Origin of the sequence: Gelidibacter sp. (genome assembly GCF_035577925.1) — a bacterium.
Classification (GTDB): Bacteria; Bacteroidota; Bacteroidia; order Flavobacteriales; family Flavobacteriaceae; genus Gelidibacter.
Map to the genome: position 1 here is coordinate 1 of NZ_DATJCY010000182.1, position 12,479 is coordinate 12,479.

The 12,479-nt window shown below is 35.3% G+C and carries 13 protein-coding genes; 9 read left to right on the forward strand and 4 right to left on the reverse strand.

Annotated features, from left to right (window positions below; all coding sequences use genetic code 11):
• Window positions 1-80: 80 nt before the first annotated feature.
• Complete coding sequence (gene cmk, locus VNJ50_RS06625; protein WP_325580209.1) at window positions 81-773, forward strand: (d)CMP kinase; 693 nt, start codon at window positions 81-83, stop codon at window positions 771-773.
• A gap of 159 nt (window positions 774-932) precedes the next feature.
• Here the strand turns inward: cmk and VNJ50_RS06630 are convergent, their stop codons facing one another.
• Window positions 933-1,361: a hypothetical protein gene (locus VNJ50_RS06630; protein ID WP_325580211.1), complete on the reverse strand. Its 429-nt coding sequence runs from the start codon at window positions 1,359-1,361 to the stop codon at window positions 933-935.
• A gap of 471 nt (window positions 1,362-1,832) precedes the next feature.
• Entirely contained in the window at window positions 1,833-2,210 is a 378-nt protein-coding gene (locus VNJ50_RS06635) for a LysM peptidoglycan-binding domain-containing protein (RefSeq protein WP_325580212.1), read from the reverse strand.
• Between the two features lie 283 nt (window positions 2,211-2,493).
• Between VNJ50_RS06635 and rpsA the strand changes: the two genes are divergently transcribed.
• The 8 genes from rpsA to VNJ50_RS06675 all read left to right on the forward strand — a co-directional run bounded on the left by rpsA (window position 2,494) and on the right by VNJ50_RS06675 (window position 9,436).
• Window positions 2,494-4,329, forward strand: coding sequence for a 30S ribosomal protein S1 (gene rpsA, locus VNJ50_RS06640; protein WP_325580214.1), 1,836 nt, complete (start codon window positions 2,494-2,496; stop codon window positions 4,327-4,329).
• A 219-nt stretch (window positions 4,330-4,548) separates the two neighbouring features.
• Window positions 4,549-5,088 carry a bifunctional pyr operon transcriptional regulator/uracil phosphoribosyltransferase PyrR gene (gene pyrR / locus VNJ50_RS06645; RefSeq protein ID WP_325580217.1) on the forward strand — a complete coding sequence of 180 codons (540 nt, stop codon included), beginning with the start codon at window positions 4,549-4,551 and terminating at the stop codon, window positions 5,086-5,088.
• A 2-nt stretch (window positions 5,089-5,090) separates the two neighbouring features.
• Window positions 5,091-5,441 (forward strand): hypothetical protein, encoded by a 351-nt coding sequence (locus tag VNJ50_RS06650; RefSeq protein WP_325580219.1) that lies wholly within the window; start codon window positions 5,091-5,093, stop codon window positions 5,439-5,441.
• Between the two features lie 83 nt (window positions 5,442-5,524).
• On the forward strand, window positions 5,525-6,454 hold the full coding sequence (locus VNJ50_RS06655; protein WP_325580221.1) for an aspartate carbamoyltransferase catalytic subunit: 930 nt from the start codon (window positions 5,525-5,527) through the stop codon (window positions 6,452-6,454).
• A gap of 10 nt (window positions 6,455-6,464) precedes the next feature.
• Window positions 6,465-6,797, forward strand: coding sequence for a ribonuclease Z (locus tag VNJ50_RS06660; protein ID WP_325580223.1), 333 nt, complete (start codon window positions 6,465-6,467; stop codon window positions 6,795-6,797).
• 62 nt (window positions 6,798-6,859) lie between these two features.
• Entirely contained in the window at window positions 6,860-7,768 is a 909-nt protein-coding gene (locus VNJ50_RS06665; protein ID WP_325580225.1) for a ribonuclease Z, read from the forward strand.
• A 97-nt stretch (window positions 7,769-7,865) separates the two neighbouring features.
• Complete coding sequence (gene pdxH / locus VNJ50_RS06670; RefSeq protein WP_325580227.1) at window positions 7,866-8,513, forward strand: pyridoxamine 5'-phosphate oxidase; 648 nt, start codon at window positions 7,866-7,868, stop codon at window positions 8,511-8,513.
• A gap of 431 nt (window positions 8,514-8,944) precedes the next feature.
• Entirely contained in the window at window positions 8,945-9,436 is a 492-nt protein-coding gene (locus VNJ50_RS06675) for a CAP domain-containing protein (protein WP_325580229.1), read from the forward strand.
• Between the two features lie 197 nt (window positions 9,437-9,633).
• On the opposite strand, the gene VNJ50_RS06680 is transcribed toward VNJ50_RS06675, so the two are convergent.
• Together VNJ50_RS06680 and VNJ50_RS06685 are read right to left on the reverse strand one after the other, a co-directional pair.
• Window positions 9,634-11,541, reverse strand: a complete 1,908-nt coding sequence (locus VNJ50_RS06680) for an OmpA family protein (protein ID WP_325580231.1) — start codon at window positions 11,539-11,541, stop codon at window positions 9,634-9,636.
• An 11-nt stretch (window positions 11,542-11,552) separates the two neighbouring features.
• Window positions 11,553-12,470, reverse strand: a complete 918-nt coding sequence (locus VNJ50_RS06685) for a type IX secretion system membrane protein PorP/SprF (RefSeq protein WP_325580234.1) — start codon at window positions 12,468-12,470, stop codon at window positions 11,553-11,555.
• Window positions 12,471-12,479 lie beyond the last annotated feature (9 nt).

Here is a 12,479-nt window from a genome sequence, read left to right on the forward strand (position 1 = left end):
GTGCATCCAATACTAGTTTTTTTGGACTGCAAATAGATTTAAGATGAATTAAATAATATTTCGTTGTGACGAAAAATAATATGAAAAAGATTACAATTGCCATTGATGGCTTTTCATCCACCGGAAAAAGTACGGTTGCCAAACAGTTGGCCAAAGCTTTGGGTTACGTGTATGTCGATTCTGGTGCCATGTACAGGGCGGTGACTTATTATGCCATGCAAAACGACATCATTTCTAATGATTCTTTTAATGTTGAAAAGTTGATTTCAGAATTAAATGAGGTTAAAATATGCTTTAAATATAATGACCGCTTAGGCTTTGCCGAAGTGTACTTGAATGGGATAAATGTTGAAAAAGAAGTCCGCACGCTGGAAGTATCGCAATGGGTGAGCAAGGTGGCGGAAATCTCTGAAGTCAGAAAAATGTTGGTCCGGCAACAACAGCAAATGGGGCAGGAGAAAGGCGTGGTTATGGATGGCCGCGATATTGGAACGGTCGTTTTTCCTGATGCCGAATTGAAGTTGTTTATGACCGCTTCCGCAGAAACGAGAGCCAAACGCCGTTATAAAGAACTCCTTGAACGCAATGAAAAGGTAAGTTATGAAGATGTTTTAAGTAATGTAGAGTCTCGTGATTTGATTGATTCTACAAGAGAAGATTCACCATTGATAAAGGCCGACGATGCCATTGAGATTGATAACTCGAACCTTAACTTAGAGGAGCAGTTTGAAAAACTTTATAATTTGGCTCAAAATGCGATTAATCATCAATGAGTACGACTTGTTCTGGCAAAGGCGCGCAGACCCAAAGTTTTTAGACCAATGTAATTTTCACTTATCAAAGAAAAATCATCCATGGAAACCGTGTGATTTTCTGAATAAAACAGGCTTTTTTGTGTTTTAAATTATTAAGTTGATTCAGTGTTGATAAATTTAATCGATAGATTTTAATTGATTGAAATCCAAAGAGTTAAAAAAATTATTTATAAACGCTGAATCACCCGATTCCACCTGGTCCCCGATGGGATAATTAGGAAATTCAGTAAAAAAATCGCTGTCGGTAATTTTGAGATTATTCTTCAATAGAAGTAGAAATACCCTTTCGGAAGAGGTCATTTGATCATCAGAATACGCCATGCTGTATGCGGTTTTTAAAAATTTGGTTTTTTCTTCATCGGTAAAAATTATTTCATCTAAGGAAGAAAGAAATTCTTTAGTGAGGTGGGTAGGGTTTTCTTTTAAATTAGTGATCATCATATTGACCATTGTTTGATAGGGGATTTTTTCTTCCATTTCAATTTGTGTATAGATTTGTTTATTGAATTTAATTTCATTTTGATAAATAGTTCCGTCAATTACCATAATAAGAAATGAAAAAACAAACAGAAGCTGCTGAAAATTATAAGTAGTTATAATGAGATCGTTTTAAAGAATGTGTCTTTAAAGTTATTAAATTTTTGCCTAGTGTAAAAAATTATTCTTTTGAATTGCCTCCTGATATTCCAAACCTATTTTTCTGAAAAACAACAAGGATGACGAATCCAAAAAAGTGCAATTGTAAACATTGTTGACCGATAACAATTCTGAAGTTTTTTAGGGGATATTTTTCGAACTACAAATACAGTTGGATAATAACTCGAACGATTCACTACAATGATTGTAACAAAAAAAGCTGTGACCAATAAAAAAAACGACCTCAGGGATCGTTTTATTTATTATAAGTAATTTGTAACCAATAGTGTCGTATCAAAAAAACAGCTGTTCGCTTGTTTTCCAATTGATTTTATTCTTTTAAAAGGATAAAATACGGCAACTACTTAAGTTATGATAGGATTAAATATTTGGGATGATCAATTCTTGATTAGGATGGATCACATCCGGGTTTTTCAAGATATCTGAGTTTGCCGTAAAAATCTTTTGATATTTAGAGGCATCGCCATAATAATGTTTTGCAATTTTGCCAAGCGTTTCACCGGACTTTACGGTATGCCTAGCATAAACCGAGGTGTCAGCCACTCTGATATCGGCCTGGATATCTGAAGGGTTTTCACCGCCGATAGCCTTGATCTTATCCCATAAAATATTTTTTTCGTATTGATTTTTGGCGGTTCCCTTAATTTTTAAAATACCGTTTTCTTCTTTAACATCGCCATTTTCAATGTTCAACTGTTGTCCGAGGTCTAATACGCTTTGATACTTAGATTTTACCATGATATTGAGTTTTTAAATTAATTATGAGTATGAAGATACCAAATTCCCGATCAAATCGATAACGCTATCAATTTTAATTTTAAACGAAATGGAAAAAGTTAATGCCCATGAATTTAGTTGCTTGTATTTCTTGTGAATAAGAAAAATATATTGTAGTTTTGCACTCCTTTTGGCGGCACCTTTGGAAGATAAAAGGAATGAAACATAATTTATATAACACTTCTGTGTGTTAGCTGCATAACACTTCCTAAAAACACCCAGAATACAAATTAGTATTCAGCACATGTCTGAAAAAGAAACAAATCAAGCAGAAGTAGTCTCTACTGAAGCTGCAGTAAACAATGCTCCAAAAGTATCGGAAGCACAAGCAAACCCTGAAAAATTCCTAGCAGAATTTAACTGGCACAATTACGAAGAGGGAATTGAGCAAGTTGATGACAAAAAACTTCAGGAATTTGAAAAATTAGTATCAGAAAATTTTGTGGACACTCTTGACGACGAGGTTGTTGAAGGTGTGGTAGTCCATATTACTGATCGTGATGCTATTATTGATATCAACGCCAAATCTGAAGGTGTAATTTCTCTTAATGAGTTCCGTTACAACCCAAATTTGCAAGTTGGTGATAAAGTAGAAGTATTAATTGATGTACGTGAAGACGCTAATGGCCAGTTGGTATTATCTCACCGTAAAGCTAGAGTAATCAAGGCTTGGGATAGAGTAAACAACGCCCATGACACTGGCGAAATCGTCAATGGTTTTGTAAAATGCAGAACTAAAGGCGGTATGATCGTTGACGTATTTGGTATTGAAGCCTTCTTGCCAGGTTCTCAAATTGACGTAAAACCGATTAGAGATTACGATCAGTACGTTAATAAAACCATGGAATTTAAAGTTGTAAAAATCAACCACGAATTCAAAAACATTGTTGTTTCTCATAAAGCGCTTATCGAAGCTGATATTGAAGAACAGAAAAAAGAAATCATTGGCCAGTTAGAAAAAGGACAAGTATTGGAAGGTATTGTTAAAAATATTACTTCTTACGGTGTCTTTATTGATCTAGGTGGTGTAGATGGATTGGTTCATATTACAGATCTTTCTTGGTCACGTATCAACCATCCAAATGAAATTGTTGAATTGGATCAAAAACTTAACGTGGTTATCCTTGATTTTGACGAAGACAAATCAAGAATCCAATTAGGTTTGAAACAATTGAGCAAACATCCTTGGGAAGCTTTGGGCGACGACGTAAAAGTTGGAGACAAAGTAAAAGGAAAAGTAGTTGTTATTGCTGATTACGGTGCATTTATTGAAGTAGAAGAAGGCGTTGAAGGATTGGTTCACGTAAGTGAAATGTCATGGTCAACACACTTGCGTTCTGCTCAAGACTTTGTAAACGTTGGTGATGAGATTGAAGCGGTTATTTTAACTCTTGACAGAGAAGACCGTAAAATGTCATTAGGTATTAAGCAATTGACTCCAGATCCATGGACTGACATTACAAACAAATATCCAGTTGGTTCAAGACACACAGGTATTGTACGTAACTTCACAAACTTTGGTGTGTTTGTTGAATTGGAAGAAGGAATTGACGGATTGATTTATATTTCTGATCTTTCTTGGACCAAGAAAATCAAACATCCAAGTGAGTTCTGTAATGTAGGCGACAAATTAGAAGTTGTTGTATTGGAGTTGGATGTTGAAGGACGTAAATTAAGTTTAGGTCACAAACAAACAACCGAAAATCCTTGGGATAAATACGAAAGCGAATTTGCTCTAGGAACTACCCATACAGCAGAAATTTCTGAATTGGTTGACAAAGGTGCTACTGTAGAGTTTAACGAAGATATCGTTGCTTTTGTTCCTGCACGTCATTTAGAAATGGAAGATGGTAAAAAATTGAAAAAAGGTGACACTGCCGAATTTAAAATTATTGAGTTCAATAAAGAGTTCAAACGTGTTGTTGCTTCTCATACTGCTATCTTTAAAGAAGAGGAAATTGCTAACGTAAAAGCAGCTGTTGCTAAAGCAGAAGCTACTGCAGCAGAAGCAAAACCAACACTTGGTGATGCCAATGATGCTTTGCAAGCACTTAAAGATAAAATGGACGGAAAAATCTAAATTACAAATTCCTGAGTGGTTACTGAGCTTGTCGAAGTACAGCCAGGAATCCTAAGAATTTAAAGTTCTAAATATCCAAAAGCCTTCAATATTAATGTTGAAGGCTTTTTTGTTTTGTTACGGTTTACACCAAAATATCTCTTGAACTAAACACAAGCAAATACATTGCATAGTAGAATATTTATCCTAAATTTGTAAGCCAAATACGTTTGGAAAATTATGGGCCAAAAAGTTCTACTTAACGCAAAAGAGGTAAATATCATTCTTCATCGATTGGCTTGTCAACTGATTGAAAAACACAACGACTTTTCTAACACGGTTCTTATTGGTATTCAGCCACGTGGTAAATATTTGGCCAATAGGTTAACCCAAATCCTAAAGGAAGATTACCATATTAAACACATCCAGTTGGGACATTTGGACATCACTTTTTTTAGAGATGATTTCCGACGTGGAGAAAAACCATTGGAAGCAAATTCTACAGAAATCAATTTTATAGTTGAAGATAAAAACATTGTATTTATCGATGATGTGCTTTATACCGGTCGGAGTATTCGTGCGGCATTAACGGCAATTCAATCTTTTGGAAGGCCTAATGAAATCGAACTATTGACCTTAATTGATAGACGGTTTAGTCGTCATTTGCCAATTCAGCCCAATTATAAAGGCCGACAGGTAGATGCCATTAATGAAGAAAAAGTAAAAGTAAATTGGGTGGAACATGGTGGAGAAGATGCAGTTTACTTAGTTAATAGTTAGTAATGACGAGTGAAGAATTATTTCAGATAGATAAGAAAATTTCAGAAAATGGAGACGTGGTCATTGTTTCTTTTAGTTTTTTTGAGAATTTTGATGATATAAATCGTGTAGATACTTTGATGTTTGCTTCTATTTCTGAAGATGTTGGCAGATACGAAGGATACCAAGTGGAGATGGATGACACAAAGGGACAATTTTTTGCCTATGGTCGAAATGCAGAAGAATTATTTAAGGTGATGCGGCCAATTTTACTTCAATTTGATTTTTTAAGAACAGCAATGGTATATTTGCATTTCAATAATGAAGACGGCTCCCAGAGTGAATTGGAGTTTAGCTTGAAAGACGTTTCCTGACCTAAGATACAAACTTCATACTTTTAGGATTGAAGCTTGGACAAGTATAGAATGAGTACTAATACACATAAATAATATCTACAATGAGCGAATTAAGTGTCAATCACTTATTGGGAATAAAATATCTGAACGCGAAGGATATTCAACTAATTTTTGAAACCGCAGATCATTTTAAAGAAGTTATAAACCGACCGATTAAAAAGGTACCATCGCTGAGAGATATTACTATTGCCAATTTGTTTTTTGAAAATTCGACACGAACAAAACTTTCATTTGAATTGGCTGAAAAACGACTTTCTGCCGATGTTATTAATTTCTCAGCATCGCAATCATCTGTAAAAAAAGGTGAAACTTTAATTGATACCGTTAATAACATCCTTTCCATGAAAGTTGATATGGTGGTGATGCGACATCCTAATCCTGGAGCTTGCGAATTTTTGTCCCAACATGTTAAAGCCAGCATCGTTAATGCCGGTGATGGTGCACACGAACATCCTACTCAAGCACTGTTGGATAGTTTTTCAATACGTGAGCGATTGGGTGAAGTACAAGGAAAAAACGTGGTTATTGTTGGTGATATTTTGCATAGTAGAGTGGCACTTTCAAATATTTTTGCGTTGCAATTGCAAGGTGCCAATGTTATGGTTTGCGGACCAAAAACCTTGTTGCCAAAATATATAGAAAAATTAGGTGTAAAAGTAGAAACCGATTTAAAAAAGGCATTGCAATGGTGCGATGTGGCCAATATGCTTCGTGTACAGAACGAACGTATGGACATGACCTATTTTCCATCTACCCGAGAATATACACAGCAATATGGGGTTAATAAAACCTTACTCGATCAATTGGATAAGGACATAATTATTATGCACCCCGGACCAATTAACCGTGGTGTTGAAATTACCAGCGATGTGGCCGATTCCAAACAAGCTATTATTTTGGACCAAGTGCAAAATGGTGTGGCTATTAGGATGGCAGTTATTTATTTATTAGCTTCAAAGATTAAACATTAAATCAAGTCCAATGATTTTTGAAAAAGACGGAAATATAACTTTAGTTATACAAGAAAAATGCTCCATTCCAGAATTGGTAAAAAAGCTAGAGGCTACTTATCCGAAGTTTAAAGACGATAATGTCATTATTAATCTTTTGGTTTCTAAGGATGTGGCATTGTCAAATATGAAGGGGTTTTTGGAAATTTCTACTAGACATCGAGAAGCTAATCACTCATTTGTTATTGTAAGCAATCAAATTGATTTGGATGAAATACCTGATGAAATTGTAGTTGTCCCTACAGTTAAGGAAGCCTATGATGTGATTGAAATGGAAGATATGGAACGCGATCTGGGTTTCTAAATATAGATTGCGGAGTCATTGGCATTGATGGACAAATGATTTATCGCTAGTTAGTAAATGACATGAAATTAACAATTCTTGGTTGCTTTAGTGCAACGCCACGGAAAGAGACCAATCCAACAGCACAGGTTTTAGAAATCAACAACCATATTTTTTTAATAGATTGTGGCGAAGGAACTCAGGTGGAATTACGTCGAAAAAAAATTAAGTTTTCAAGAATTAAACATATTTTTATTTCCCATTTGCATGGCGATCATTTTTTTGGATTGGTAGGATTAATTTCAACTTTCCGACTGTTGGGACGTGAAACCGAATTGCATATCCATTGTCCAAAAGGATTAAAGGAAGTGATTACGCTACAAATGAAACTAGCGGATTCGTGGACCAATTATCCACTTTTTTTTCATGAATTGACCTCCAAGGTTTCTGAATGTATTTTTGAAGATGATAAAGTAGAGGTTTGGACCATTCCATTAGATCATCGGATTTATACCAATGGTTTTTTGTTTCGCGAAAAACAAGGCGAACGCCATCTGCACATGCCATGGGTAATTGAGGCAAATATAGATGTGGCTTATTATAATAAATTAAAACAAGGCCATGATGTTTATAATAAAGATGGCGTACTCATCGATCATAAAAAAGTGACGTTACCGCCGAGGTCACCTAAAAGCTATGCGTTTTGTAGTGATACAGCTTATAATGAGTCGATTATACCAATTATAAAGAACGTTGATGTTCTGTATCATGAATCGACTTTTTTAGACAAGCACATCTCCTTGGCAGAACAAACGAAACATTCTACAGCCAAACAAGCAGCGCAAATAGCTAAAATGGCCAATGCTAAAACCTTAATTTTAGGTCATTATTCGACACGTTATGATGATTTGAACGAATTTAAAAGAGAAGCACAAACCATTTTTAAACCGGTGAAATTGGCTCGGGATGGGAAGATCTTTAATTTTGATTAAATTCTTTTTCAAGTTTAATTTGAGTAAAAAATTACTTAAATTTATGTAAAATCGAATATAATATAGTTTACTTTTTTAGGTACTTAATAATTTTGCAATGGATACAGATTTAGGGGATTACAGAAAATCTTATGAAAAACAAGAGCTGTTGGAAAATGCTATCAGTAGCAATCCTATGGAAGTTTTTCAGAAATGGTTTTATGAAGTCGATACTAATTATGAAGAGGGTGAAACTAATGCGATGACGGTATCAACTTTAGGCACTGACGGTTTTCCAAAAAGTAGGGTAGTGCTCCTTAAAAAATACACTCATGAAGGTTTTATTTTCTATACCAATTATAATAGTGAAAAAGGCAGGGCAATTGAAACTCATCCCAAAGTTTGTCTTTCATTTTTTTGGCCTAAAGCAGAACGCCAAGTGATCATTAAAGGCACCGCCGAAAAAATCGCTCCAAATATGAGTGATGGCTATTTTGAGTCCAGACCAAGAGGTAGTCAATTAGGTGCTTTGGTGTCACATCAAAGTCAAGTGGTTGAGAACAGAGCGGTTCTTGAAAATGAACTTCAACAATTGGAAGAAAAATATGAAGGTAAGGACATATCAAGACCAGAATATTGGGGCGGATATTTGGTGCGACCGGTTTCTATAGAATTTTGGCAAGGACGCCCAAATAGATTGCATGATCGCATCAGGTTTACTCTAAACGCAGAATATGATTGGGTTATGGAGCGTTTATCGCCCTGAAAAATTAATGTTTTTAGTATCAATCTCTGCTTGATAGGTGTTTTTAGCCGTATTGTTAGGCTGGGGATTTTATGTATTTTGAAAAGTTTATATAATCTTATTGCATCGTTTGCGAGTGTTTTATCAATAAAGGCTTAATCACTCTAGTACGCTTTCTTTTGATGGTATGCAATTCGGATGTGCCTTCCTTTTTTTATTATGTGACCTATAACTGAGTTCAAATTAGTTGACGTTCATGTAAATCTACATGATCATAAGGTTTTTTCAACAAAGATTCTTAAAGTTTTGATATTAGTTAAAATACGCATTTCATCGACTATTTGCAGATAAATTCGGTAAATAACATGTCTTTCATCGATTTTAACAAATATTTAACATTCGACTCGGTGTAGATTTTTAATTTAGCTAAACCAAATCGAATATACCTACTTATGAAATTTACAACCTACCTGTCAATGGTGGCTTTACTAGCTATGTTGACGTTTTCGTGTGCATCGGATGATTTTCAAGAAAGTTTAGATCAGACCGTATTGGAAAAAGCACCACCAGCAAAGGAAATTGAGCTAGAGATTTTAGAATTAATCAATAGCTATAGGATCAGCGAAGACTTAAGTCCATTAAACAATTTAAGTATTATTAAGTCGGTAGCTTTTACTCATACTGATTATATGGTTTCTGTAAATCAGGTGAGCCATGATAATTTTTACAAGCGTAAAACAAGTTTGGTTGAAAATGTTTCTGCAACAAAAGTAACTGAAAATGTTGCGTATGCTTACAGTTCTGCACAATCTGTAGTGAATGCGTGGTTGGATAGTCCAGGGCATAGAGCTAATATTGAAGGTGATTTTACAGATTTTGAAATTTCAGCAGAAATGAATTCTGAAGGTAAATGGTTTTTCACAAATATATTTATTAAACGTTAGTCTGGAATTAAGTTTTAAGTGTTAGTTATTTTGAAAAGGACCGCTCATTAGAGAGCGGTTTTTTTGTTCCGCTGTTTTTTATTACGAGCAGGCAATGGTATGTATTATTCTGTTTCACCATCAAATATCTGTTCAATAAAAAACCTCCGATGCGAAGCAATCGGAGGTTTAGAATACCTATGAGTGGTATGATGTTTTTAATCCTTTAGGATATAGAAGTACGATCTTCTGTTTAATTGGTGTTCTTCCGAAGTACATTTCACACCATTAGAACATTTGTTAAGTAATTGTGATTCACCATAACCAATAGCACTTTCAATTCGATCTGCCGCAATTCCTCTAGAGATGATATAATCTCTTGTCGATTTTGCTCTTCTGTCTGAAAGTTTCATATTATAATTGTCACTTCCTCTACTATCGGTATGCGATTCAATTTTGATAACCATATTTGGATGTGATCTCATAACGTCAACAATATGCTCTAATTCATACTCAGCATCTGTTCTGATGTTCCATTTGTCGAAATCAAAGAAAATTGGGTTAATTACAATTTGGTTCATATCGATTAACGGTGTTAAGTATAGATCGGCATTAACAATTTTACCATTTTCTGATGATGTAACCACTTCTTTTAGAGCGTCTTTGTAATCCTTTTTGCTACCTAGAATTGTGTAAGACTTATCACACTCGGCATCAAAAGTGTAAGCTCCGGTTTCTGAGGTTATTACGGTCGTAACGATTTTACCAGATTTATTGATCAACTTCACTTCAACACTGGCAAGGACTTCATTGGTTTTTGCATCTCTTGCGATGCCTTGAATGGTCTGCTTGCAAGGTTCTGCATTAAAATAATAGATGTCGTCGCCACCTTTTCCACCTGGTCGGTTGGAAGAGAAATAGCCAGTATTACTGCCGTCATTCATATAGAATGCAAAATCATCATAACCACTGTTGTATGGTGCTCCAAGGTTTTGGGGTACAGCATTCGTATCATTTAGAACATTTGACTTGTAAATATCCAATAAGCCTAAGTTCAAATACCCATCAGATGAAAAGTAAAGTGTGTTGTTCTTAGAAACAAACGGGAACATTTCACGTCCTTCTGTATTTACTTTTGGACCGAGATTTCTTGGCTCACTATAGGTTCCGTTTTCAAGAATATCTACTTCATAGATGTCCGTTTGTCCAAAACCTCCTTCACGATCGGATACAAAATAGAGTATTTTGTTGTCAGGACTTAACGCCGGATGCCCATTTGAATAGTATTTATCGTTAAACGGCAGTTCAACAATATTTCCCCATTTTCCATCTTCTAAAGTAGCTTTATAGAGTTTTAGATGTGACGTTCCTTTGGTGTCATAATTTAATTTATTCCTTCTATCAACATTATCACGAGTAAAATACATAGTGTTGCCGTCGTTTGTAATTGCAATGGATGCTTCGTGATAAGCGGTGTTGATTTTTGATGAGTTAATGAAATCGGCTTCAGAGTATTCCTTTTGATTATTATTCTCTGTGACCGCTACTTGGTAAATATCCAAGAAAGGTTCGTCGTTCCATTGGTATCTTTTTTTCAACTGTATATCTCTTGCCGAAGCAAAGTAAAGTATACCATTGGCCATATACCCACCAAAATCGGAAAACTCTGTATTGAAAGGTAAGTTTTCAATTTTTACAACAACGTTTTCTGTAGAAGCTAAATCTTCGTAAATATCAGCATTATTGGCATGGAAATCTTTTACACGACGGTCGTCATTTTGAATTTCCTTAAATTTAACCAACCATTTGTCGGCTTCTTCATAATGGCCGATACTTCTTAAACTTTGGATGTATTTAAAAATGTATTCAGGATCGATCTTATTGTATTTATTGACCGCTTTGCCATACCACAGGGCTGCTTCTTTTGAGTTGGAGTTGTTGTAGTAGCAATCTCCCAAGCGGGTTAAAACATGCTCACTACTGTCTCCTTTTCTTACGGCTTCTTGATAGAGTTCTGTCGCTTTTACGTAGGCGAAGTTTCCAAAAAACTTATCGGCCAACTTTTTTTGAGCAACCATGAACGTGCTGCTAAGCGCAAAAAGTAATATAAATAATTTTGTTTTCATAGTCATAAGTTTTAGAAGTATCGAGGCGATTTAATACGTTTACTTTTAAAGATTTCGAACATTAAAAGAATTTCATGAGAACTATTTGTGTATCGATTGAGTTTAGAGAAAGGATATTCATAGGCATACCCAATACGTAGTTGTTTAGATACCTGGAAGTCCACAATACCTCCTAAAGCAGAGGTTCTCTCATTGATTCGGTAACCAGCTCCAACCCAGAATACATCATTAAATAGGAAGTTTGCTGTTAAATCATAAGATAGTGGTGCTCCATTAGTTGTTTTTACTAAAAATGAAGGTTTAAACTTGGTAGATTCACTTAAGTCAAAAACATAACCTCCCGTGAAATAGTAGCTAATACGCTCTAAAGCTTCATAGTTTTCTTCACCATTATAATCGGTATTAAGTAATCTTGGAGCAGAAAGACCCACGTACCATCTTTCTGAATGCCAATAGACACCGGCACCAATATTTGGTTTCCATCGGTTTTCATAACCGTAAATAATAGGATCATCAGCATGATAATCCCTAAAATCAGCATCGAGACTAAATCCGGTAAAACCCGCTTTTAGACCAAAGGCCAATTTAGAATTTTCACCCGTTGGAACGGTGTATGAGAAATCGGCATAGGCATATTGAAAATTTTGAGCGCCCACTTCATCATTAATAAATGAGAATCCCAGACCAATCTTTTCATTGCGTAGCGGTGCATGTACAGACAAGGTTTGTGTGGTTGGTGCGCCATCCATTCCAACCCATTGGCTTCTGTGCAAGCCTACTACACTTAAGGTCTCTCTACTACCAGCATAGGCTGGGTTTATAGAGACTGTATTGAACATATACTGTGTAAACTGTGGTAATTGCTGAGCAACTCCCACCCAGCTGGTGAACAGTATAAAGACGATGATATTAAACTTTACGAATTTCATAGGTTAAAA

Coding starts and splice junctions, on each gene's coding strand:
- cmk (WP_325580209.1), top strand. CDS start 81: ATGAAAAAGATTACAATTGCCATTGATGGCTTTTCATCCACCGGAAAA.
- VNJ50_RS06630 (WP_325580211.1), bottom strand. CDS start 1,361: ATGGTAATTGACGGAACTATTTATCAAAATGAAATTAAATTCAATAAA.
- VNJ50_RS06635 (WP_325580212.1), bottom strand. CDS start 2,210: ATGGTAAAATCTAAGTATCAAAGCGTATTAGACCTCGGACAACAGTTG.
- rpsA (WP_325580214.1), top strand. CDS start 2,494: ATGTCTGAAAAAGAAACAAATCAAGCAGAAGTAGTCTCTACTGAAGCT.
- pyrR (WP_325580217.1), top strand. CDS start 4,549: ATGGGCCAAAAAGTTCTACTTAACGCAAAAGAGGTAAATATCATTCTT.
- VNJ50_RS06650 (WP_325580219.1), top strand. CDS start 5,091: ATGACGAGTGAAGAATTATTTCAGATAGATAAGAAAATTTCAGAAAAT.
- VNJ50_RS06655 (WP_325580221.1), top strand. CDS start 5,525: ATGAGCGAATTAAGTGTCAATCACTTATTGGGAATAAAATATCTGAAC.
- VNJ50_RS06660 (WP_325580223.1), top strand. CDS start 6,465: ATGATTTTTGAAAAAGACGGAAATATAACTTTAGTTATACAAGAAAAA.
- VNJ50_RS06665 (WP_325580225.1), top strand. CDS start 6,860: ATGAAATTAACAATTCTTGGTTGCTTTAGTGCAACGCCACGGAAAGAG.
- pdxH (WP_325580227.1), top strand. CDS start 7,866: ATGGATACAGATTTAGGGGATTACAGAAAATCTTATGAAAAACAAGAG.
- VNJ50_RS06675 (WP_325580229.1), top strand. CDS start 8,945: ATGAAATTTACAACCTACCTGTCAATGGTGGCTTTACTAGCTATGTTG.
- VNJ50_RS06680 (WP_325580231.1), bottom strand. CDS start 11,541: ATGAAAACAAAATTATTTATATTACTTTTTGCGCTTAGCAGCACGTTC.
- VNJ50_RS06685 (WP_325580234.1), bottom strand. CDS start 12,470: ATGAAATTCGTAAAGTTTAATATCATCGTCTTTATACTGTTCACCAGC.